The sequence below is a fragment of the Microcoleus sp. B6-A1 genome, from assembly GCF_036705085.1.
Taxonomy (GTDB): Bacteria; Cyanobacteriota; Cyanobacteriia; order Cyanobacteriales; family Microcoleaceae; genus Microcoleus.
Map to the genome: position 1 here is coordinate 1 of NZ_JAUBTU010000086.1, position 23,275 is coordinate 23,275.

A 23,275-nucleotide genomic window follows, 5' to 3' on the forward strand; every position below is an offset into this window, starting at 1 on the left:
GCCCGTCCAAAAAGGACGGGCGGGACGCCCATCCCACAATAACAATTAAAATTGTAAGTTATTTAATTCGCGCTCCTTAATTCGACGTGTATGAACAGTCTAGACTTTCGTCAGCTTGGCTTTTAGGTGATATCTGACTGTTGCATAAACCGCTTTATAGGAAGCCTCAATGCTGTATTCCTGCTGCAACCACTCTTGAATCTCTCCATAGCTTTTAAAGCCTTCCTGGGGGTCGCTGAGGCGCATTGCCAAACTAGCGCGGGCCACAGGAGGAATGGCCGGCTTACGGCCGCCGCTGTGCTTTGTTTCGAGGAGTCCTTCGAGTCCGTCAGCTCGGTACTTTCTGAGCCACCGCTGCACTGTAATTCGATTTACCCCGATGGTCATTGCCAATTCTTTAACTGTCTTAACATGACAAATTTTGAACAGGTAAAGTGCTTGAATTTTTTGAAAGCCGCTTGCCGTTTTTTGTTCAGTTAACAGGTTTTTTAGTTCTTCACTTGTCTCTGTGATGCTAAGTTTACATACTCCAGCCATATCAATTACCTCACGATTCGCGTTCTACAATACCTTTGTTTGACAAGGGAGCAAAAGCTGCTCCTATCCTAAATGCTGACCTTTTGTTTGCCCTGAAGCAATACAAAAGCGATCGTTCTCATTCAACTTTTTCCTTCCTGGATGCACTCAGATGCTCAGAAACCTGATTATTTTAACCTAGAGCAAGGTTGCAACGATTTTTTTGGGTAAAACACCCGGTTTCTGGGTCAGTTTTGTATTTGATGGACAAGCGTCATTGCTAATACTGATAGCCGTTAACCGATCGACTCTAAGATTAGCGGCAATAGGTGACTCTTAAGGAATACCATTTATTCTTTTATTGTTAAACATCTATCATGGTTTTCCTGGTATCTCTTGGTAATTTGTGCGAACGTATGGGCGCTTTTTAGTCATTAGGTGCTAGCAAACAGGCGAATGTCTGTACACCAGCGATCGCATTTTTATACAGACATTCCCCTAGTCCCCGAAGTGCATTTCTGGCTTTCGCTGTGCGAGAAATATTGATACATCAGCACTCTCATTACCCGGAGCGGGTAGCGCCGAGTGACGTTGCAACCGACTTTCACAGCAAGCGGGCAAGTATCCGTGAAACTACTGGCTTTATCGCCAATTGAGTAAAACACGACGAGGGTGGCATTGTCAATTTCTCAGCATTACAGTATAAGTATCGGCTATTTTTGCCCGCCTGCTGTGATCGAAAGCGGAGTTCCTATGTGATCCTACTAGCATTTTTTTGTGATCCTGGTCACATTGCTACTCAGTAAGCTCAACTACCCATAAAAAGTTATGGGTTGGATCGGAGTTTCCACGTAGAATCTTTGGGATTTAGTTAGGAAGTGCGATCGAACTTGTTGTTAAAATTTTTAAAGATAAATTTTTAACCAAAGGGAAAAGAGAATGCAGCTTTGTCCTTCACCCTCACCAAACGATCTAATTTATACTCAAAGCTTGCAGATTGAGGGAAGTTTCAGGCTGGGTGTGAATATTTCAGAATCTAAAATAGCAGAACATCCGGTGCAACCAGTTGGCTGACAGTATTCTTCATTTAAAAGGTGTAGAGAAGCCACAATGAACGTTGACGAACTGCTCAAGCTATACGCAATAGGAGAAAGAAATTTTAGCGGGGTCTACCTGCACGAGGTCTACCTCTACGAAGCAGAATTGATTGGAGCCAACCTGTATGAAGCCGACCTGATTGGAGCCAATCTCAGCAAAGCCAAACTTAACAGAGTCAACTTTGGCAAAGCCAATTTGTGCAAGATTAATTTGAGCAAAGCAGACTTAGGTGGAGCCGACCTCACAGAAGCACTTTTACTTGAAGCTAACCTGAATCGAGCTGAGTTGATGGGAGCAAATCTCAGCAAAGCAGACTTGAGCGGAGCTTCTCTGATCCAAGCAACTTTAATTGGAGCCAACATATCTCGCGCAACACTCAGCCGTGCAGACTTGCACGGAGTAAATCTTTACGGAGTAAACTTGCGTAGGGCGGTGCTCACAGAATGCGATTTAATTGGCGCGAACTTGAGCAAAGTAGACCTTAGCGGAGCTGACTTAATGGGGGCGAGTCTAATTAGGGCAGACTTGACTGAAGCGATTTTAAGTGCGTCAGACTTAAGCGGAGCAAACCTGTTGGGAGCCAACCTTACAAAAGTTAATCTGAGCGGAGTATATCTTAAGGGTACAACGATGCCCGACGGCACGATTCACGACTAATTTATTTGTTAATTTTTATGGTTGCCGAGAACAGCGGCTAAAGGGTAATGAGGTTTTCATAGACAATCCTCGTTGGAAACCCTGCGTCTTTAGACCAGGGAGGAAAACGGATAGGCAGGATTCATCCTGCCATTTCGCTGTATACTTATCACAGTAGCGAAAAGATGGTTATGTACCTGGCCCAGAAGAACCAAGTGCGAGAACTCAATAAGTCCGAGTTTTTGGCTCTCAAGGAATTGTGCCGACTGAGTAAGAACCTCTACAACCTTGGGCTTTACACAGTTCGACAATACTTCTTTGAGGAACGCAAGCACCTGCGCTACGAGTCCAACTACCACCAGTGTAAGGTTAACGAGAACTACCAGTTGCTGAACACTGATATTGCTCAACAGACACTCAAGGTAGTAGACCGAACATTCAAAAGCTTCTACGGATTGATTAGTGCAAGTAGTGAGGAAGCTACCAACAGCGAGTTAAGCTTCCTCACTACTTGCCAAAAGACGGCTACTTCTTGCTGATAATCCCTTGCGGGTGGTCTACCCGTAAGGACAAGACAAAAGTACCGAGACTGGTCATCAAAGACGGCAAGTTTCGGATACCCATGTCCAATCAGTTCAAGAAACAGTTTGGGGAAGTCTGGCTCAACTTTCCCGACCGCATTGACTACGAATCCCTCAAAGAGATTCGCATTCACCCCAAATACAACGGTCGATACTTCGAGGTTGAATTTATCAACGAAGTAGAACCAGAACCCGTAGAAGTCAATCCCAGTAGTGCGATTAGCATTGATTTGGGAGTAGACAACCTTGCTGCTTGTGTTGATACCAATGGGGCATCCTTCCTTGTGGATGGCAAACCAATTAAATCGATTAACCAGTGGTACAACAAACGCAATGCTTGTCTGCAATCCATCAAGGATAAGCAGGGAATTAAAGGTATTACCAACCAGCAAGTAAAGCTGGTGGCAAGGCGCAATAATCAGGTGAGAGATTACCTGAACAAGGCAGCACGGTTTATAGTCAACCACTGCATTGATAACCAGATTGCACAACTGATTGTTGGTTATAATCCTGGAATCAAACAGGAAATCAACATCGGAAAGTGCAACAACCAGAACTTTGTACAAATCCCGTTTCATTCTTTGCGTTCTAAGTTGAGAGCGCTGTGTGAGCGATACGGATTGGTTTACACCGAACAGGAAGAGTCGTATACCAGCAAGGCAAGTGCTATCGATGGTGATGAAGTACCTGTTTACAATGCCGACAATCCTAAGAATTACCAGTTCTCTGGTAAACGAATTAAGCGAGGATTGTATCGGACAAAAGAGGAACATCTGGTTAACAGTGACTTGAATGGTTCAGCAAATATCGGAAGAAAAAGTAAGCACAATGGCTTTGCCGGAGTGTCTAGGGGGTCATTGACTGCCCCAAGAAGGATTAATCTTCTGAAACTAGAGAGAAAATGTGAAGAAGCGCGGATTTATCCCGTTTCGTAACATCCTCTTAGAATCCCATCGGCTTTAGCCAGGGGAGGGTCAATACCCTAATTTATTGGCAGCGAAATCTTTATTTGAAACTCAGGTAAGGCCGAGAACTTCAATGTAGGGTGCTGATGGCGCACAGAACTCCTACATAAGGCAAGTCAAAAGATTTGTTGGGTGAACTTGTGTTATGGTGATTTTCAATTGCTTGGATAAAAGCTATTTTAGATTTAATATTTTGGATTTGGGACGGTTAAAATGAAACTCAGAATCCTCGCTGCTGCAACGCTGCTGAGCGCGATCGCCCCGATCGCTCCTGCCGCCGCCGAGAACATCCAACACACGCAACAATTACTAGCCACCCGACAGTGCCCCAACTGCGACCTCAGCAGTGCTGGCTTGGTTTTAGCCAACCTAACCGGAGCCAATCTCAAAGGTGCTGACTTGAGATTGGCTAACCTCAGTCGAGCCAACCTCACCGGGGCTGACCTCAGCGGTGCCAACCTCAGCGGCACCAGCCTGTTTGGCGTCAACCTGACGGGGGCGAACCTCACCGGTGCCAACCTCAGCGGTGCTGACTTGAGAAGTGCCTATCTCAGCGACGCCAATTTGCTCAACGCCAATTTAACTAACGCGCAACTGCTCGGAGTTAGAGGAATGCCAACCAATATCGGCACCGCTGAAGACTTCTACCGGTTGGGAGTGCTGGAAGCTCAAGCAGGAAACTACAGAAACGCCATTGATTATTACAATCAAGCCCTGAATCTGAAATCGGATTTAGCAGCCGTTTATTTTGCGCGCAGTATGTCTCGCGCTGACTTGGGAGAGTTCGCCGGTGCGGCTCAAGATGCTGCAATAGCAAACAAACTCTTTGCAGATCAAGGAAATCCCCAAGGTGAGGAGTTGTCAAAGCAGTTAGGCGAAGCCATTGTGGCGCGCCAAAAGCCTACGGAGCCCCGCACTTCCAGCCGCGGCGACTTTATGAGTCTTCTCGGTTCGATCGGTTCTGTTCTGGTGAAGCTAATCTTGCCTTGACCAAGAATTTCTTGATGCTACCCGCCACGTGATTTATCCGTGGAATCAATCCAAAATCGAAAATCGAAAATCCTCCAGCCCCCGCATTTATTCGTGGGGTCGCCTCTAAAATCTAAAATCTAAAATCTAAAATCGATTGACGGTTGCCTAATTCAGCGGAATCTCGATCCAGAACTCTGTACCATGACCGGGTACAGAAACACATTTAAGTACGCCTTGGTGTTTCTCAACTACAATTTGGTAACTGATAGACAATCCTAAACCCGTGCCCCGACCTACGGGTTTAGTAGTAAAAAACGGATTAAATATGTGAGAGATTAACTCTTTGGGGATGCCGTGACCATTGTCGGCAATGCAAATTCCTACCGTTTTTTCATCGATTAATTCAGTGCGAATCCGAATGCAAGGGGATGGGAAATCAGGAATCAAACACTCGGTGGTTGCCTTTATATCTCCTGACTCGATAGGCCGTATTTGGGAGCTTAAATGCGTCGCCGCTGCACTTGTCGCTTTAAAGGGAAGATTCATAACTCGCTCTTTTTTTCCCATTTCTAGGGCGTCAAGGGAATTACCGATCAGATTCATAAATACCTGATTGAGCGAGCTGGCATAGCATTCTACTAAGGGCAAATTGGCGTATTCTTTAATAATTTCTACGGTTTTGTGCTCAGAATTGGCTTTGATCCGGTGCTGCAAAATTAACAGGGTACTGTCGATGCCCTCGTGAATGTCAACGGCTTTTTTCTCGGCTTGATCGCTCCTGGAAAAATTACGCAAAGATACAACTAACTGGCGGATGCGCTCAACTCCGACTGTCATGGAACCCAAAATTTTTGGCAAATCTTCGGCAAGAAATTCGATGTCGATTGCTTCGGAACACTCGCTAATTTCTGGGTTGGGATTGGGGTAGTGCTGGCGGTAGAGTTCCACCAAGCAGAGTAAATCTTTGGTGTATTCGCTGGCGTGGGACAGATTGCCGTAGATAAAGTTAACGGGGTTATTGATTTCGTGGGCGACTCCGGCCAGAAGTTGTCCGAGACTGGACATTTTTTCGGTTTGAATCAGTTGGGCTTGGGTATTGTGCAATTCTGTGAGGGTTTTAGCTAGCTGTTCGGCTTTTAATCGATCGGCAGTTGCTGCATTGAGACTTTCTTGATAAAGTTCTGCTTGGTGAATGGCGATCGCAGCTTGAGCCGCTAAATGTTGCACCAATTCCTGTTCTGCTGTGTGCCAAACTCTCGGTCCCGAACACTCATGGGCAATCAGCAACCCCCACAATTGGGAATCTTTGCCTTTCATTGGCACAATTAAACTTCCTCTCACCTGCAACTCTTCCAAAAATTCGCGGTGACAGGGTGTTAAATCATGAGTATAAATATCATTAATTGCTCCCACCCCTCCGGCTCGATAAAAGCAGTCTGAGCCTTCGGGAAAGCATCCTTCTGGAGATTTGATACCTAAAATTGACCGCCACTGGCCGCAAACAGCTTCGACAACTACCTCGCCCTGTTTGTCTGCCGCAAATTGGTAGATTACCGTGCGATCGGTATCCAACAAAACTCTGACTTCTCGCACAATAGTTTGCAGTATGATTTTTAAATCTAAGGTGCTGCGAATCTGGTCTCTAACTCGCGTCAATACTTTGGCAAAGTCCAAGGATTTTTGCAATTGGGCGGTGCGTTCTTGAACTTGGCGCTCCAAGTTGGCATTCAGAGTTTGCACTTCTTTATAAAGAACGTACTGCCCAATTGCCGAACAAAATTGGCTGCCTATAGCTAAAGCTTGCTCGATCTCCTCCCACTTCCACTCTGGCGACTGACCTTTTTTTATTTCTCGCCAGGTTTCAAAGGATTGTCTGGGAAGGGTTTGTGCAGCGCTGCTGTCAAAGCGCCCCGCCCACATTTTTTCGGTATCAATTGCATTGCGAAAAATGGTCAAACAGCCGACTACTTGTTGTTTGTACTGGAGGGGAATTACCAGCAAACCCCTAATTTTAGTAGCTTGGAAAGCGGGAACTAAAACTCTAAATAGAGGTTCTTTGTATAAGTCTGTAATTATCGAAACTGGGAATTGCGAATTAGTAAAAATTGGAAATTCTTCGGTATTTTTGAATCCTTTGGTTAGCCATTCCTGCCAGAGGGGATGAGCTTCGATCGCCTTAACTTTTTCCCAGTTGGGAAGTGTCGGTTGTTCTCCTGTGGTGAACAGTTCAAAGGTAGCATCACTGTGGGCCGGGGCAATTGGCAATCCTCCTTCAATCTTGGGAGGGGATAACTTTTCACCGTTGATTTTCGGCTGGTTGAGATAGAGTCTGCCACCGCTGCCACCCAAAGCGGTGACGGTGGCTTCTAAACCCTGTTGCAGTTGAATGTTGACGTGACCATACAACAGGGCTGCTATGCGGCTCACGGTAGCTTCGCGGGCGGCTTGAGAGCGGGTTTGCTGGAGGAGGAGCGCGTGGGCTATAGCGCTAGACAATTGATCTGATACGAGCTGAACTACTTCTAAATCTGCTGGTGAAATATTGAGGGGCGCACAGTGGTGAGACACTAAAAGTCCCCACAGTTCGATGTGAATTTTTTGATTATTTCCTGGCTCGTATCGAGTCAGACACGTCGCGGCCTGGCAGATATCTGTTTTGCTGTTTTCCGAGACGATCCGGCGGTGGACAATCGGCACGACTAAGGAAGATTGCACTCCCATTGCCATCAGGTAAGCGGTGTGGCAAGGATCGAGCGATCGGTAGTGCATCTCCTCTTTTATTAAGGGTTGACCGGTGTCTGCTGCATCGAGGGGACTCAGGACGATCGTCCCGGAGTTAACATCTATTATTGTCCGCTGGCGCAAAGTGAGATACATCTCCCTGGCGCTGGCGGGAATGTCGTCTGCTGGAAAGTGCAGTCCTTTCAAGGAAGGGAGATGGTTGTTATTAATTGACTCAGCAACAACTTCTCCACTGCCGTCGGTACTAAACCTGTAAATCATAATGCGATCTGTTTTCAAAAAAGACCGCACTTCTGCTACCGTACTGGTTAAAATATCTTCTAATTCTAGAGATTGGCGAATGCGTTCTGTTATCCGCCGTATCAAAACTTCTCTGTCTAGTTTATAATGTAATTCTTGCGTATTTTCTCTGAGTTGCATAAATCTCCTTTTGTACTTATACAATGATAATAAGAAGTTTTGATGTGCTGTGGGATCGTTCAAACTCAAATGCCTCACCCTGAGTTTTTGACTCAACCGATCTGTACAATTAATCCGTCGCGCACTTGTCAGAGACGACGGTGTATCGCCTCCGGTGGGCTGGGGCAAGTCAAATCTGCGATCGCGCCAGTTTAATCCTTGCCTTCAACAGGCAGAGCGACTTAAGCAAATAATAATTATTATTTTAATGCTCTTATAAATTTCTCGCAATCTTAAAATCTCAGTAGGAGAATTATTTATTGTTAGGATAACTTGACATTTGTTGTATAACTTCATATAATAATGATAATTAACGAAAGAATTTGAGTTTATATCAGCGCCCCTGGCCCTGACTAATTTCTTGGCGCACGCTCATCAGAATTTTACCCAAATGATTTTGACCGGTTCGGTCGCAGCCACATCCCCAGTAGTAATCCGTTGGCGAATCCTCGACAATCAATCGATCCCCTGTGGCAAGAAGAATAGCTTGAATGTCTGTATGAGTGAGAAACTTAGTTAAAACTGCTTCGCGCATAATGGGAATTTTCACGGCTTCCCAATCAGCGCGAATCCGGTGGTTGGGATCGCGACCTAATTTAGCGGCTTCTTGAGGAGTTGCTACGGCTTGAATCGCCGCCACTAATCTTTGATCGGTGCTGACAAATTTTTGGGCTTGATAGTAATGTTCCACCGTCAACCAATATTGACCGTGCAGAGAAATGTCGTGTAGTGAAAAATTAGAAAAGCAGCCATAAGGCTCCTCTACTTTATAAAAATAAATTATCATTCGATTTGAGATTTTATATTTTACAGGATTTAGGTAGAATGTAATTATTCAGGCTGGTCCTAAAGCGCTTTACCGCGCTCTTAGTAACGTTTCAAACCGCTTTTTGCCTCCAATAGTATTTGAGATTGATTCTATGAGCAGCGCGGGGCTTGTATAAAAAAACCTCGCATCGACTTTATTTAATTTAAAATAGCATTTACGCTTTTGAACCGAGTTTCTTGGAATTAATCGGGTTGGGGAACGAAAAATCTAGGAATCAACTGGCTTTCTGAGGAATAGTGCGTAATTCCTATTTTTAAGTTAACGAGTAAGAATTTGAGTTCAAGAATAAGTAATGGGGATTTAAGAATATGTATTATTCCCTCTTCCTTCATTCTATAACGGCATGAGCTTTTGAAAAGCGCGGTTAGCGATATCGGCATAACGCGGTTCGCCACACAAAATTTTGCTCATCAACTGAGTAGTCATCGGCAATTTGACGCCCGCTCTGTAAGCAGATCCTGTAAACTGATAGAAGGCTCTGGCCCAGCGACTAGCCCAAAGCATATCAGTGTTGCATTCTTGGGCGATCGATTGAGTGTACGGCTGCCGAGGCGTCGTCGGCATCTCCAAGAGCTCGATCGATCGCCTCAGCAGCCTTAAATCCGCTAACAATGGCAGGACGAATTCCTTCACCGGACAACTGGTAATGGGTGATTGGTCATGGGACAGGAGGAATTGGTAAGTTAATGAGTGTTAAATCTTGAGTTTTTAACTCACAACTCACAACTCATCCATCGTCTGCACGTTGTTAGCGGCCGCATCTCGGCAATCTCACAACTATTCCTATTCCCCATGCCCAATTTCCCATTCCCTAAACAGTTGTGATATCTTTCTCTTTCGCTGCCAGAACTTCTTCTATTTTGGCAATGTACTTGTCCGTCAGCTTTTGAATTTTATCTTGCAAGTCGCGGGATTCATCTTTAGAGATATCGCTGCTTTTTTCCTGCTTGCGAATCGAGTCAACGGCATCGCGGCGGATATTGCGAATTGCAACTTTACCTTCTTCAGCAAACTTACTGGCCATTTTGACAAATTCTTGGCGTCTGTCGCTCGTCAGCGGCGGAATGTTCAAGCGAATAACTGAACCGTCGTTGTTGGGCACGAGTCCTACATCCGACAGGGAAATTGCTTTTTCGATCGAGGTGAGTGCTGTGCGATCGAACGGTTGAATGTTGATCGTAGTCGCATCCGGCGTGCCGATGTTGGCAAGGGATTTGATCGGAGTTGGAGAACCGTAGTAGTCTACCATGACTCGATCGAGGAGAGAGGCGTTGGCGCGTCCCGTCCGAATAGTATTAAAAGACCGTTGAGTAGCCTCAACTGCCTTTTGCATATGATCTTCTGCTTCAGCTAACTTCACAAAAACCTCCGACAAGAGTTCCAATAGATTCTCCCATTACAGCTCGGTAGATGTTGCCCGACACCGAGAGGTCAAATACCATAATAGGAATATTATTTTCTTTGCAAAGGGCGATCGCCGTACTGTCCATCACCCGCAAATCTTGATTCAAGACGTGGGCATAGGTGAGGGTTTGATACCTGCGCGCGTTGGGGTTGAGGTGGGGGTCGGAATCGTACACCCCATCTACCTTAGTAGCTTTAAAAATCACCTCTGCATCAATTTCAGCCGCCCGCAAAGCGGCTGTAGTATCAGTAGTAAAAAAAGGGTTGCCAGAACCGGCACCAAAAATCACTACTCGTTTTTTTTCGAGGTGGCGAATCGCCCGCCGCCGGATGTAGGGTTCAGCTACTTCTTGCATGGCGATCGCCGATTGCACCCTCGTTGGCACTCCTGCTTGTTCAAGGGCATCCTGCAAAGTGATAGCATTCATCACCGTAGCAATCATGCCCACATAATCAGCCGTTGCCCGATCCATCCCTGCCGAAGCAGCTTTCACCCCGCGAAAAATGTTGCCACCACCGACAACAATCGCGATTTGAATGCCTTGGGACACGACTTTGGCCACTTCCTGGGCGATCGACTGAACCACTATCGGATCGATGCCGTAGCCCAAGCTGCCCATCAGCGCTTCACCGCTGAGCTTCAGCAAAACTCGCTGATATACCATCCCCATGTCGCCACTATTTTTTACTCTTTTTGCCTCCACCATAAGATAGCAGTATGGGTGCATTTTGAACATCAATTGCCCGGAACAACATCCTGATTGTGCTGCAAGAGAATTTGTTTGTGGCGTGGGCTGCTAGGTGAACAGGCAAGATGCCTGTTCCACAACCGGATTTATTTTTTCTCAGTGAATGCTAGGTGAACAGGCAAGATGCCTGTTCCACAACCGGATTTATTTTTTGTGGGGAGTAGGGCTTGGGCTTCTAGCTAGCCCCTAAAAGAATCAATCCTTGGGAACGAAATTAAGAGCAGCAGAATTCATGCAGTAACGCTGACCGGTAGGTTTGGGCCCGTCGTTAAATACGTGACCGAGATGAGCGTCGCAAACAGCGCACAGTACCTCTGTTCGGCGCATGAACAAGGTGTTATCGGACTCACACTTGACATTTTCTTCGCTAACTGGAGCGTAGAAACTCGGCCAACCGGTACCGGAATCGTACTTGGTTTCTGATTTAAATAGCTCCGTACCGCAGCAAATGCAATTATAAATTCCGGGTTTTTTGTTGTCGTGATACTCGCCGCTAAAAGCTCTTTCCGTTCCCTTTTTTCGGGCGACTTTAAACTGTTCCGGCGTGAGTTGTTGTTGCCATTCTGCGTCGGTTTTTTGAACTTTTTCAGTCATGATTTGATTGTGGTTAAGATGTATTTAGCTGTTGAGTGTAGACGGTTGACGGTTAACTGTTGAGAGTTGACGGTTAACGCTATATTGCTAGTTCACTCAGGCTTCCATTAATATTAACCTAATTGGCTCGAAATGAACATACCAGGGAAAAGGATTATCCTTAATAGCCCTCCACTTTTCCTTGAAAACTTCGGCTTGCAAGTGATAATCTTGGGAATCATTGGGAGGCGAGTGCAATTTGAGATATAATGTCACCCGGTGCGGAGTTTCCACAGTCGAGGCGATCCAACAAGCAAAAGTATTTTCACGATCGCACCCGCTAACAAAACTCAGTTGATGAGCCCGAATTCCCACAGAAACTAGAGATTTGGGAATTGGTTCGACTACAGTCAGAGTACAGCCCCAGTCGATCGCCTCCACGAGTGTTACGGAGATCGGTTTAGCGGCAGAGAAGTTCTTGCATCCCGTCAACTGGGCGACGGTGAAGTTGCGCGGGCGATCGAAAATGTTCTGTTTTGTATCAAAGGCGATCGGCTTTCCCTCAGCCAACACCAACAGATTTTTGCACACCCGGTAAACTTCCTCTAAATTGTGGCTGACAAACAAAGTAATTCCCCGATAATTAGCCAGAGTCTGCATTAACTCGCGTTCCAGTTGACTGCGTAAGTGAGTATCCAAAGCAGAAAACGGTTCGTCTAACAGCAGCAAATCGGGTGAAGGGGCGATCGCCCTTACCAAAGCCACCCGCTGCTGTTGGCCGCCCGAAAGTTCGTGCGGGTAGCGGTTTTCCAGTCCCGACATTTGCACCGAAATTAGCTGTTCTTTTACCCGAAGTTTTTGCTCGCTTTCAGATAAATGCTGCAAGCCAAACGCAATATTTTGAGCAACACTCAGGTGAGGAAATAAAGCATAGTTTTGAAACAAAAAACCGATGCGGCGGTCTTTAGAAGCTACATTAATGCCCTGTGCGGAGTCAAATAAAACCCTGCCATTGACTGCAATTTTACCGCTCATTGGAGTTTCCAAACCAGCGATGCAGCGCAGAGTCATGCTTTTTCCCGAACCCGACGCGCCCAAAATTCCCAGCACTTCCGGGCCGATATCGAAGCCGACATCCAAGGCAAAGCCGGAGAGAGGTTTAAAAATGCCTAAACAAAGTCCGTTTTTCGGTTGTTGTTGGGATTTTGTGGTAAAACTAGACGCGACTTTAGGAATATTTGATTGCAATCTATAACTCGAATTCGGTTTGGGCGATATCTTTTGTAAATCAGTCCAAAAATTAACAGCAGTTAGCACGCTCAAAGAAATACTCAGAATAATCAAAACCCAAATAGCAGCTTGCCTCATATCCCCAGCTTCCACAGCAAAATAAATTGCCATCGGGATAGTTTGAGTTTGTCCGGGAATATTCCCCGCTAACATCAACGTCGCGCCGAATTCACCCAAAGCGCGAGCAAATGCGAGAATAGTTCCTGCTAAAATTCCCGGCCATGCTAGCGGCAACATAATGCGCCAAAAGACTTGCCACTCCGATGCTCCCAAAGTGCGGGCTGCATGGAGAAGATTCACATCAATTTGCTCAAAAGCTCCCAAAGCAGTTTTGTACATCAGGGGAAATGATACAACTGTGGCAGTAATGGCGGCGGCTTGCCAAGTGAAAATTATAGTTAAGTCGAATTGTAGCAAGAATTGACCGATCGCCCCATTTCTCCCAAACAGCAGCAGCAGCAAAAATCCCACTACTGTCGGCGGCAAAACTAACGGAGAAATTAAAATCCCTTCAATCAAAGCTTTACCTCTGATGCGAGTTGAAAGCATCCACCGGGCGGCGGCTATTCCCATGAAAAAGGTGATAAATGTCGCAATAGCGGAGGATTTTAGAGAGATCCAGAGCGGAGAAATATCAAATTCCATAAATCGTAGGGACGGGTTTCACTAACAATAATTGCCTCAAACAAATAATTTCCTAAACCCCCCCACACACAGATAAATCAAAATGTATAATTTGGGGATTCGCTCGTAGGGGCGGGTTTTACCAACAATTTTTGGCTAATACCAATAATTTCGTAAACCCGCCCCCACTTGGGCGGCAAATCGCAATGTATCTCTTTGAATACACAAGCTTATCTGTTGTGTGGGGGCGGGTTTATATAGATTGTTGGCGGGAATTAGATATTGTTGGTGAACCCGCCCTACAAAATTTGGTTGTATCTCACATCTTGCACCATTCTCAAGAACAGGCTTTCCGGCCTGTTCCACAAAGAGTGAATTTTCTTGTGGAACAGGTCGGAAAGCCTGTTGCTAAACAAGTAATTGAGAATGGTGCAACATCTCAGTTGTATGAGACTAATTGGTGAGCCATCCCAAATCCGTATTTCTGAAATACTATTTTAGCCCGATCGCCCCCCAAAAAGTCAACAAACGCTTTAGCATCAGCCTGATTGCGGCTGTTTCTGATAACTGCTAGCGGATAAACAATGGGCGAATGCAAATTTTCGGCAGCCGTTAGCCACACAGTTACTTTGTCGGAGGCTGTGGCGTCAGTCGCATAAACTATACCAGCATCAACGTTACCGCTTTCGACGAATGTCAGCACTTGGCGGACGTTATTTCCTAGCACTAATTTTGGCTGTATTTGCCCCCACAATCCAAGTTTATTTAGCATTTCCTGAGCGTATTGGCCCACAGGTACGCTTTTCGGTTCGCCGATCGCAATTTTCTTGATTCTGGCATCTGTCAACTGTTTGAAATCGCTCAAAGCAACACCGTTTTTGGGAGTAATCAAAACCAGGCGATTTGTCAGCAAATTGCGGCGCGTGTCGTTAATTAGCAGGTTAGATTGCTGCAAAGCATCCATTGGGTTGGTGGCGGCGCTGAAAAATACATCTATCGGTGCTCCCTGCTGAATTTGCTGTTCTAGAGCACCGGAAGCACCAAAATTATAAGTAATAGTAAAATTCGGATTACTGCTTTGATAAACAGTTTTGATTTCCCCTAAAGCTTTCGAGAGACTGATAGCAGCGGATACGTTTAAGGAGGTGCGCTGCAACGTATCGACTGAGGAAAAGTTCTTAAATAAGTTCCAACTAATCAGCAGTGCTAGCAGGAAGGCGACTGCGAAAATTAAGTTGGGAATACGTCTACTTTTTAAGTTCACAGACAATTGTTTTGAATCTTTTTACTCCTTACCAGGCTCTGCCTAGTAAAGCAGATTCGGAGGCTGTACCTCCAATTTTCATCCAGTCTTTGACGAGGCAGAGCCTCTGGAGATAGGTTCCCAGGCACAGCCAAGGAACCAGTTAATAATTAGTGCGGGAACGTTAATTTTAAATCTGCCTACGATCGCCATTTGACGGAACAGCCTATTGCCTCTGTAGTTGAAGGCTCAACGGGTTGACTGTTGAGCAATTGGTCGATCGCACTCCGCAGATAAGAAACCTGCACCGCCGCCGGATCGTCAGCGTTGTCGTCAATTAAACCTTTATAGCGCAGTTTGCCGTCTTGGTCTAACAAAAAAACCTCCGGGGTTTTAGAAGCCCCAAAACTTTCAGCCACATCTTGAGCAACATCTCGGATATACGGGAAGTTGAGTTGATTGTTGGTGGCAAAAATTTTCATATTCTCAAAACTGTCGTCGGGATACTGGTTTGCATCATTAGCATTAATCCCGATTAAAGTAACATCTCGATCTTGAAAATCTGCTTGAAGTTCTTTCATACGATTGAGATACAACTGCACGTAAGGGCAATGATTGCACATAAATATCACCGCGATCGCCCGAAATTTTTCTAAATATCGAGCTAAATGGTGAACTTCGTCGTCAACTCCCGGCAGTTCAAAATCGGGAGCGTAGCCGTTAATGGGAGTACCCGTTGTATCCATTAGTAAACTCATGTTTTCAGGAGGTGAAGAGCAGTATTTGCCAGCATGAAAGATGAAACTGTCAGCACGAATAAAATTGGCTGTTGTTTGGCTTTACCTTAATTCTAGCCTTGCCAACAGCCTATTGTGATGCGTACTTCGCGATTTATTCCTCGTCTGGCTTTAGCCAACCTTGAGCTAGAGCTTGGTATCCAATAAGTTTGTATGCTAATTTGGCGGCGGTAAATTCTGAGACTACAGAATCTACAATAGGTGCTAATTCCATAATGTCACACCCGATTACTTCGTAGGACTCGAAGACGCGGCGCAAAAATCCGGTGAGGGAATACCAATTTAACCCGCCCGGTTCCGGTGTTCCCACCCCTGGAATTAAAGTCGGATCGATGCCGTCTAAGTCGATCGTCAAAAATACTCGCTTAGTTGTTATGCTGGCAATTGCGCGATCGGCCCAATCCGGTTGAGTAGCGATTTCCCTAGCTCGAATCACGTTTAGCTGTTTTGCTTTAATCAAGTCGGCTTCTTCCTTGCAGATAGCGCGAATCCCGATTTGCAGTGTCGGTAAGCCCATATCGACAATACGTCGCATCACGCAGGCGTGGTTGTGAATCGAGCCTTCGTATTCGTGCCGCAAGTCGCCGTGGGCGTCGATTTGCACGACTGTGAAAGGTTCATCCGGGTATGCTTGGCGATAACCTTCGACAACGCCAGCAGTGATGCTGTGTTCGCCTCCGAGGGAGATCACAAATTTATTTTCGGTGACTAGCTGGTAGACTGCTGCTTGGGTGACTTGCAGCATTTCTGAGGATGAAACTGGTTGTCTGTTGCGGGTATCGGCGATCGGCTCTTTTGTATAAATTCCGACATCGTAGCAAACTTCGGCATCCAATTCTTCGTCGTAGCACTCGAGTTGATGAGAAGCTTCTAGAAGTTTGGCGGGCCCGTTTTCGCACCCCCGGCGGTAAGTGGTGGTAGCTTCGTAGGGAATTGGCAAGATTACTACTTTGGCGGTGTCGTAGTCTGGTACAATTTCTGACCCCAGAAACGGTACGACAGCAGTGGAAACGATCGTTGGCATAAGGGAAATTTTAATACAGCAAAGAAGTCAGCAGGTTTAATCGTGACATAATATCGGCTCTAACTGCAAAGTAGTCAGTTGGCAGTTGGCAGTTGGCAGTTGGCAGTTGGCAGTGTTGACAATGCCCTATGCCCCATGCCCTATGCCCCATGCCCTATGCCCTATGCCCCATGCCCAATCTAAAATCTAAAATCTAAAATCTAAAATCGTATGACATCTTCTACTCCCGCTTTGTCAACACTTATTTCGCCTCAAACTTGGCTGTGGAAAGGCTTTCCGATTTGCTACCAGGCTGCGGGTTCCCAGGGGCCTGCGGTGGTGTTTGTCCACGGTTTTGGTGCGTCTTGGGGCCACTGGCGCAAGAATTTGCCGGCGCTGGCTGCTGATTGCCGCTGTTATGCGATCGACCTCATCGGTTTTGGCGGTTCTGCTAAGCCCGCGCCCAAGCTTGAGATTGACTATACTTTTGAAACTTGGGGACAGCTAATTGCTGATTTTTGTCGGGAAGTTGCGGGCGGGCCGGCTTTTTTGGTGGGAAATTCGATCGGCTGTGTGGCAATTATGCAAGCGGCTGTTGATTTTCCCGATATTGCTGAGGGCGTAATTTTACTCAATTGTTCCCTGCGGTTGCTGCACGATCGCAAACGCGCCGAATTGCCTTGGTATCGCAGTTTTGGGGCCCCTATTGCACAAAAAGTTTTAAATGTCAAGTGGATCAGTCAACTATTTTTTAAACAATTAGCAACGCCAAAAACAGTAAAAAAAGTGCTTTTGCAAGCTTATCGCCGTCCTGAAGCTGTCAGCGACGAACTGGTAAATATGCTGCTGGAACCTGCTAAAGACAGCGGCGCAGTCGAAGTATTTGTGGCATTTATCAGTTATTCTCAAGGCCCGCTACCGGAGGATTTGTTGCCTCGTTTAAGCTGTCCGGCTTTGATTTTGTGGGGTACGGATGACCCTTGGGAGCCGATCGCATTGGGGCGAGAATTGGCAAAGTTTCCGGCTGTGGAAAAGTTTATTCCTTTGGAGGGAGTGGGCCATTGTCCCCAGGATGAAGCGCCGGAACTGGTCAATCCTATTTTACTCGATTGGATTAAAGGGCGATCGGCATTTACCGAAAATTAGTGCTTTTGCTCCTTTCATCTGCGTGAATCAGCGTCAATCCGTTGTCATCTGCGGTTAACACATTCTCTTTTTTTTACCGCAGATGATGGCAGATAAACACAGATTAACGCAGATGATTTATATCAATTCCGGTTGCAACATCGGTGATTGTTGACTGTTGACGGGATTTTACTATTCCGATGCTAGCGGAATTGATATTACACGAATATGAAACTATCTGGAGTAAAGCCGCCTTGAATTACAGCAATTTGGTCAGATGTACCAGCCAAATTGATGGAGTTACCAACAATATTGTAGTTGGAAAGGCTGCCACTTAACTGAATGCGATCGATTCCTTGTTGGAAATCCTGAATTAGTGCAACTCCTGTTCCCTGATAGTAGCTCTTAGTGGCATCACCGAGAACAAAAATATCTCTACCCTGACCCCCAATCAGCACATCGGTTTCATTGCTTCCCGGTGTAGCACTCAAGGGGTTTACTCCAATTAGCGTATCATTGCCACGCAAACCAGAGAGTGTATCGTTACCATCTCCTCCTACTAAAGAATTGTTTTGGATGTTTCCGGTAAGGACATCTACATTCGGAGTTCCTGTGACGTTAACGAAATTCTCTACCGTAAAATTCAGAGTGCCGATACCGGGTAGATTATTAACCGCCAAACGATTCTGCGACAAATCCACATTAATAGAAGCTGTGCCGCTACCTGTAGAAGCATCGATGGTATTAATCTGTCCTAAAGGAGCAATTATTTGTTCTATATTTTGCAGGGTATCTGTTCCTGCTGCGCCTTTATCTACAAAACCTTTAGCCTCAAGGCTAATGCCGCTGCTCAGGGAAAGATAGCTAATTGTATCCGTGCCTAATCCTCCAATGATGCTATCTGTGCCGCTACTGCCGAGGATGAAGTTATCTAAACTATCTCCGGTAATATTGTCGTTTCCTGCTGTGGTGCTAATACTGTTAGCTGGCGGAGGGGGTGGAGTTTGGTTTTGGGGAGGTAAAGCAGAAGTCGTAAGTTGTGCGCCTTGATTTTGGGGAGGAGGATTGCCCGGTGCGCCTTGATTTTGGGGAGGAGGATTGCCCGGTGCGCCTTGGTTTTGAGGAGGAGGATTGCCCGGTGCGCCTTGATTTTGGGGAGGTTGGTTGCCGGCTGTGCCTTGATTTTGGGGAGGTTGGTTGCCCGGTGCGCCTTGATTTTGGGGAGGAGGATTGCCCGGTGCGCCTTGATTTTGGGGAGGAGGGTTGCCCGGTGCGCCTTGATTTTGGGGAGGATTGCCCGGTGCATTGATTGGATTAGGAAATAGTGCTGGCATGATGTAATTACCTGGATTAGTTTTCTAAGTTTGAATCAGTTGTCAGGCTAAAGAAATGAATTCTCAATCGGCCTGTGATTTAGTCTCTACAATCATTAAGTTGGTTGAATATGACATTTATCCCTGTCCTAGGATTACAGTTTTGTAATGTGGAGAAATTAGCGTTTTTCCGAATTTTGAGGTAAATTACGATCGCCGGGTGGACGCGGTGGAATGCCCAGAATTTTAATCAACTCTGCTTCGGTGACTCCCAACTTTTTCGCTGCACCGGGAATATCTAAACGAGGAGGGGGCGGTGGGCTGGGCGGGCGATTATTTTCGCTTGGCGGTTCCGGCGGTTTGGCGGGTAGCCCCAATGCTTCGATTAACTCGGCTTCGGTGACTCCTAATTGTTTGGCAGCAGCGGCAAAATCTATACGGGGCGGATGTCTGCGCTCTTGATTCGGTTCGGGCTGGCTCTGGGCTAGTACAGTATTAGAACTGAGATATTTCACCTCTGTCAGCAACAGGCAAGATGCCTGTTCCACAAAGAGTAAATTTTCTTGTGGAACCGGTATCTTGCCCGTTCTTGAGGGCAACAGGCAAGATGCCTGTTCCACAAAGAGTAAATTTTCTTCTGAAACGGGCATCTTGCCCGTTCTTGAAAATGGTGCAATATATGAGTTAGAACTAGCTGTAGTCCGATCGGGAAAAGTCAAGCTGCTAAACCCCAGCAGCAAAGCTGTAGCAGGTAATGCGAGTAGTGAAGCAATTTTCATGATAGTTACCATCGCCAATCCCAAAATGTTGACAGCTAAATTAAACTCCCCAAACATGACTGGGAACACTGCGGATGGATTACAGTTTTGTAATTTAAGTAAATCCCTGATGGCGGTATAATCGCAACCGAATAGGTAAATCTATGAATGTTCTCTACGTTGAAGATGAAGAAAAAATCGCCAATTTTGTTTGTATGGGCTTGAAAGAACAAGGCTTTGTTGTGGATTATTGCGATAATGGCAATGATGGCTATGGGCGGGCGATGGATAATGAGTACGATGCGATCGTCCTGGATATTGTTTTGCCTGGAAAAGATGGATTATCTATTCTCAAACATCTGCGAAAGGCTGGACGTAACGTACCTGTGATTTTATTAACTGCTCGCAATGAACTGGACGATCGCATTGAAGGGTTACATCTCGGTGCGGATGACTATTTGGCTAAACCGTTTTTTGTTGAGGAGTTAGTGGCTCGGATTTATGCTGTGGTGCGCCGTGCTTCAGGCGGTGGCCAAAATATTCTGAGCGTTGGCCCAGTTAAGCTCGATCGCATTTTGCGAGAAGTTACTTGCGATCGCCATGCGGTAGAACTTACAAGCCGCGAGTTTAATCTGTTGGAATATCTAATGCGATCGCCCGGTAGGGTACTCACCCGCACACAAATCCTCGAACACATCTGGGGTTATGATTTTAATCCGAATACGAATGTGGTAGATGTCTGTATTCAACGCATTCGCAAGAAAATTGAACCGATCGGCGGTACAGGATGGGTTGAGAGCGTGCGCGGCGTTGGCTATCGGTTTCGCCAACCAGATTCTCCCTCGTGAAAATGCAATCTTTTCGCTTTCGCATTGCTCTATCATCTGCTGTTCTAGCAAGTATTGCTCTAATTGGCTTTAGTATTGTTTCGTGGTGGTTGATTTACGATGCTAAGGTCAAACGTCTTGATGCGGAAATCAAGAATCAGTTAATCCAATCTACCCGGCCCCAATCGACCCAATGGGATGTTTATAATGATTCTTTGCCATCAGTTTTGGGCATGAATGATGGGGAAACAACCGTGGCTTTGTTGGTGACTGACAGAGATGGTAATTTACTCTACCGATCGAGGCAGTGGCAAGATGGAATTGATGCCAATTCACTATGGCGATCGCTGCCCCAACCGCCTCCCGATCCTGCCAGAATACCTTTTCAATTAGAACCTCCCCCTCCACCACCTCCACGCTATCCACCACCTCCTCATCGACCACATCCCGATGGGCCCGATTCATTTTCACCGAGAGAAAGAAGACCCCCGCGCGATCGACCTCCTCAATTCGATCGACCGGATTTTCCTCGAGTTTTCAACGCTAAACTAGCAACCCAGCGTACTAGCACGGCCGTTTGGCGTGTGGGCGCGATTCATTCTCCTCAGACTCAAATAGCAATCGCTGTTAACTTACAAGCGATCGATCGGGAAATGGCATCAATTGGTAATATCTTCCTAATTGCTATTCCCGTAGTGCTTTTACTCGTGGCCGGTGGAGCGTGGGTGATATCGCGGAGTATTCTGTATCCCATTGGGCGACTCACGATCGCAATTCGCAATGTCACCGTACAAGGACTCGATCGGCGCGTTCCTGTCGGCTCAACGGATATAGAGTTTGTAGAATTAATTTTTGTGTTCAATCAGATGTTAGAACGTCTAGAACGAAGTTTTAAACAAGCTTCTCGTTTTAGTGGAGATGCTGCCCACGAATTAAAGACTCCGCTGGCAATTTTGCAAGGGGAACTAGAACGGGCTTTGCATCAAGTTGAATCGGGTTCTGAGGTGCAGCAAACCCTGAGTAATTTATTGGATGAAGTGCGCCGTTTGAGTGAAATTACTCGTAAACTTCTCTTACTTTCTTTAGCCGATGCCGGACGTATGGGTTTACATTTGGTTGAGGTGAATATGTCGGATTTGCTATCGGAAATTGCTGAAGATATGGAACTGCTAGCACCGCATTTAGATGTGCAAATGGCAATTGCTCCTAATTTATATATCAAGGGCGATCGCGATTTGCTCGTGCAGGTTGTGCAAAATCTGGTTGGTAATGCGATTAAATATAATTTACCGAAGGGTTGGCTCAGGTTACAGGCTAACTGTCAGGGAAAAAGAGTAATTGTGAAAATTGTCAATAGTTCTCACGATATTTCTTTGAGGGAGCGCGATCGTATTTTCGAGCGCTTCCATCGCGGCGACTCCACACAGATCCAAAAAATCGAAGGATCGGGATTGGGGCTAAGTTTAGCAAGGGAAATCGCACGGGCCCACGGTGGCGATATCAAACTAGATGCTGCCATACTTGGTCAAACAGGGTTTATACTGAGTTTACCTGTGGGCGATCGCGATTAACCTTATAGCAGTGAAGCAGGACGAGTTATCTTAGCTAAGACTTTGGCTAATTCTGATTTTAAAGTTAACGGTGCGACTGGGGAAGTTAAGTTTTTGCTCAGTCGCGATCGCCACAGCAATGTAATTCTTTTGCAAGTGGTACCAGACACTCAATCCGATACAGGTTAAGATTTTATGCCAGTCATATCAAGTCCGGTTAAATAGATATGGCTTACCCAAGCAATCTTTGATATTGAACCACAAATCATATATTAGAGTAGTAAAAAAGTTCTATCTAACTGCGATCGCCTCATGTCCCCAAAGACTCATACCAACTTCCTCGCAGCATTCGATCCCAATCAAGTCTACGAATCGCTCACAGAGAGTCCCATAACCAGTGATGTTTTTCAGGCGGGTGACTTAGTTTTACCTTCAGGGCGTATTATTGCTTGCGACCCCGGTTGGCTGTGGTGCAAAGACGTTGACCCGTTTAGCAGAACCGTTCCACCAGGGCGCTATCCTGTGTTGCTAAGTGTGGTTGACAGTGGGCGCACTGCCTGTGCGATGGTTAAGTTTTGCTCTGAATCCCCTGTCCGTTGGGAGATGGCTCTGCGTCGAGGTGAGGATTTGGCCGAGTTAAGACGGAATCAGTTTTTTGCCTATGGTGTTGATGCGGGACTGGGATGTTTTGTCGATGCTCAGGTAGTTGAGCGACGTTCTGATGAAGAATTGCAGTGTCTAGTCGAGCGTGCCATTGACCAAAGGATTCAATTGGATGACTGGCTAGCAGCTCAGGAGCTGGTAACTCTATTAACCTACCCATCTCAGCAAATTGTGGATCAGAGTGGCTTCAATCTCACCCTAGACCCCGATATGCACACTTTCAATCTTACCCTAGACCCTGATACTGGGGGCAATACGATCGCATTTGGAAGTGGATACGGGGATGGTAGCTATGCCAGTTATTGGGGGTTCACAGCCGATGATGAACTGGCTTGTTTGGTCACTGATTTCCGGGTACTGCTTGAACACATCACGGAAAATATCGAGATTGAAGTTACAAGCTTCCTAGAAAAATCCATAGAGCATCGTGACTTGGAGCGGCTTGAGATGGCTATAAGACTCAGCGTTCATCGCCCAAGTTGGGGTTCAGCTTAGTGATGATTTCCTCAAATCACAACCCAGCAACCCAGATTGCATAGTGGTTTTGGAAGGACAGGG

General features: G+C 46.1%; 23 protein-coding genes. 10 read left to right on the forward strand and 13 right to left on the reverse strand.

Translation table 11 applies throughout. The features are described from left to right. Positions 1-99: 99 nt before the first annotated feature. Positions 100-537, reverse strand: coding sequence for a helix-turn-helix domain-containing protein (locus QUB11_RS24805; RefSeq protein WP_333206484.1), 438 nt, complete (start codon positions 535-537; stop codon positions 100-102). Between the two features lie 1,089 nt (positions 538-1,626). Between QUB11_RS24805 and QUB11_RS24810 the strand changes: the two genes are divergently transcribed. The 4 genes from QUB11_RS24810 (at position 1,627) to QUB11_RS24825 (ending at position 4,786) form a co-directional block, all read left to right on the forward strand. Then, positions 1,627-2,271 carry a pentapeptide repeat-containing protein gene (locus QUB11_RS24810; RefSeq protein WP_333084313.1) on the forward strand — a complete coding sequence of 215 codons (645 nt, stop codon included), beginning with the start codon at positions 1,627-1,629 and terminating at the stop codon, positions 2,269-2,271. Between the two features lie 170 nt (positions 2,272-2,441). Further along, a complete protein-coding gene (locus tag QUB11_RS24815) occupies positions 2,442-2,789 on the forward strand; it encodes a transposase (protein WP_333257577.1) in 348 nt (115 codons plus the stop codon). A gap of 83 nt (positions 2,790-2,872) precedes the next feature. Beyond that, positions 2,873-3,766, forward strand: a complete 894-nt coding sequence (locus tag QUB11_RS24820; protein ID WP_333206480.1) for a transposase — start codon at positions 2,873-2,875, stop codon at positions 3,764-3,766. 243 nt (positions 3,767-4,009) lie between these two features. Beyond that, on the forward strand, positions 4,010-4,786 hold the full coding sequence (locus tag QUB11_RS24825; RefSeq protein WP_333206479.1) for a pentapeptide repeat-containing protein: 777 nt from the start codon (positions 4,010-4,012) through the stop codon (positions 4,784-4,786). Between the two features lie 147 nt (positions 4,787-4,933). Here QUB11_RS24825 and QUB11_RS24830 read toward each other — a convergent pair whose 3' ends face one another. From QUB11_RS24830 to modB, 7 genes are all read right to left on the reverse strand, one after another. Then, positions 4,934-7,930, reverse strand: a complete 2,997-nt coding sequence (locus QUB11_RS24830; protein WP_333206478.1) for a GAF domain-containing protein — start codon at positions 7,928-7,930, stop codon at positions 4,934-4,936. 373 nt (positions 7,931-8,303) lie between these two features. Further along, positions 8,304-8,756 (reverse strand): NADAR family protein, encoded by a 453-nt coding sequence (locus QUB11_RS24835; protein WP_333206477.1) that lies wholly within the window; start codon positions 8,754-8,756, stop codon positions 8,304-8,306. 375 nt (positions 8,757-9,131) lie between these two features. Continuing rightward, entirely contained in the window at positions 9,132-9,431 is a 300-nt protein-coding gene (locus tag QUB11_RS24840) for a hypothetical protein (protein WP_333206476.1), read from the reverse strand. A 178-nt stretch (positions 9,432-9,609) separates the two neighbouring features. Further along, positions 9,610-10,158, reverse strand: coding sequence for a ribosome recycling factor (gene frr / locus QUB11_RS24845; protein WP_333206474.1), 549 nt, complete (start codon positions 10,156-10,158; stop codon positions 9,610-9,612). Continuing rightward, complete coding sequence (pyrH, locus tag QUB11_RS24850) at positions 10,145-10,873, reverse strand: UMP kinase (protein WP_333076369.1); 729 nt, start codon at positions 10,871-10,873, stop codon at positions 10,145-10,147. The genes frr and pyrH overlap by 14 nt, the downstream gene beginning before the upstream one ends. Positions 10,874-11,146: 273 nt before the next feature. Then, complete coding sequence (gene msrB / locus QUB11_RS24855) at positions 11,147-11,545, reverse strand: peptide-methionine (R)-S-oxide reductase MsrB (protein ID WP_333206473.1); 399 nt, start codon at positions 11,543-11,545, stop codon at positions 11,147-11,149. 96 nt (positions 11,546-11,641) lie between these two features. After that, positions 11,642-13,459 (reverse strand): molybdate ABC transporter permease subunit, encoded by a 1,818-nt coding sequence (modB, locus tag QUB11_RS24860; RefSeq protein WP_333391946.1) that lies wholly within the window; start codon positions 13,457-13,459, stop codon positions 11,642-11,644. Between the two features lie 185 nt (positions 13,460-13,644). Here modB and QUB11_RS24865 point away from each other — a divergent pair, with 185 nt between their 5' ends. Further along, a complete protein-coding gene (locus QUB11_RS24865) occupies positions 13,645-13,902 on the forward strand; it encodes a hypothetical protein (RefSeq protein WP_333391948.1) in 258 nt (85 codons plus the stop codon). Here QUB11_RS24865 and modA read toward each other — a convergent pair. The 3 genes from modA to speB all read right to left on the reverse strand — a co-directional run bounded on the left by modA (position 13,878) and on the right by speB (position 16,502). After that, a complete protein-coding gene (gene modA, locus QUB11_RS24870) occupies positions 13,878-14,702 on the reverse strand; it encodes a molybdate ABC transporter substrate-binding protein (RefSeq protein WP_333391950.1) in 825 nt (274 codons plus the stop codon). The two genes, QUB11_RS24865 and modA, sit on opposite strands and share 25 nt — an antisense overlap. A 179-nt stretch (positions 14,703-14,881) precedes the next feature. Further along, a complete protein-coding gene (locus tag QUB11_RS24875) occupies positions 14,882-15,439 on the reverse strand; it encodes a thioredoxin family protein (protein ID WP_333056533.1) in 558 nt (185 codons plus the stop codon). Positions 15,440-15,572: 133 nt separating this feature from the next. Continuing rightward, positions 15,573-16,502 (reverse strand): agmatinase, encoded by a 930-nt coding sequence (gene speB, locus QUB11_RS24880; RefSeq protein ID WP_333391952.1) that lies wholly within the window; start codon positions 16,500-16,502, stop codon positions 15,573-15,575. Between the two features lie 210 nt (positions 16,503-16,712). Between speB and QUB11_RS24885 the strand changes: the two genes are divergently transcribed. Further along, positions 16,713-17,627: an alpha/beta fold hydrolase gene (locus QUB11_RS24885; RefSeq protein WP_333391954.1), complete on the forward strand. Its 915-nt coding sequence runs from the start codon at positions 16,713-16,715 to the stop codon at positions 17,625-17,627. 197 nt (positions 17,628-17,824) lie between these two features. Here the strand turns inward: QUB11_RS24885 and QUB11_RS24890 are convergent, their stop codons facing one another. Both QUB11_RS24890 and QUB11_RS24895 read right to left on the reverse strand, forming a co-directional pair. Continuing rightward, positions 17,825-18,940 (reverse strand): M10 family metallopeptidase C-terminal domain-containing protein, encoded by a 1,116-nt coding sequence (locus QUB11_RS24890; RefSeq protein WP_333206460.1) that lies wholly within the window; start codon positions 18,938-18,940, stop codon positions 17,825-17,827. Between the two features lie 158 nt (positions 18,941-19,098). Then, a complete protein-coding gene (locus QUB11_RS24895; protein WP_333257572.1) occupies positions 19,099-19,755 on the reverse strand; it encodes a hypothetical protein in 657 nt (218 codons plus the stop codon). Between the two features lie 86 nt (positions 19,756-19,841). On the opposite strand from QUB11_RS24895, the gene QUB11_RS24900 reads away from it, so the two are divergent. The 4 genes from QUB11_RS24900 to QUB11_RS24915 all read left to right on the forward strand — a co-directional run bounded on the left by QUB11_RS24900 (position 19,842) and on the right by QUB11_RS24915 (position 23,212). Further along, on the forward strand, positions 19,842-20,525 hold the full coding sequence (locus QUB11_RS24900) for a response regulator transcription factor (RefSeq protein WP_333391956.1): 684 nt from the start codon (positions 19,842-19,844) through the stop codon (positions 20,523-20,525). A 2-nt stretch (positions 20,526-20,527) separates the two neighbouring features. Next, a complete protein-coding gene (locus QUB11_RS24905) occupies positions 20,528-22,075 on the forward strand; it encodes an ATP-binding protein (protein WP_333391958.1) in 1,548 nt (515 codons plus the stop codon). Between the two features lie 42 nt (positions 22,076-22,117). Next, positions 22,118-22,243 (forward strand): hypothetical protein, encoded by a 126-nt coding sequence (locus QUB11_RS24910; RefSeq protein WP_333190926.1) that lies wholly within the window; start codon positions 22,118-22,120, stop codon positions 22,241-22,243. A gap of 123 nt (positions 22,244-22,366) precedes the next feature. Further along, on the forward strand, positions 22,367-23,212 hold the full coding sequence (locus QUB11_RS24915; protein WP_333391960.1) for a DUF4241 domain-containing protein: 846 nt from the start codon (positions 22,367-22,369) through the stop codon (positions 23,210-23,212). The last annotated feature ends 63 nt before the right edge of the window (positions 23,213-23,275 follow it).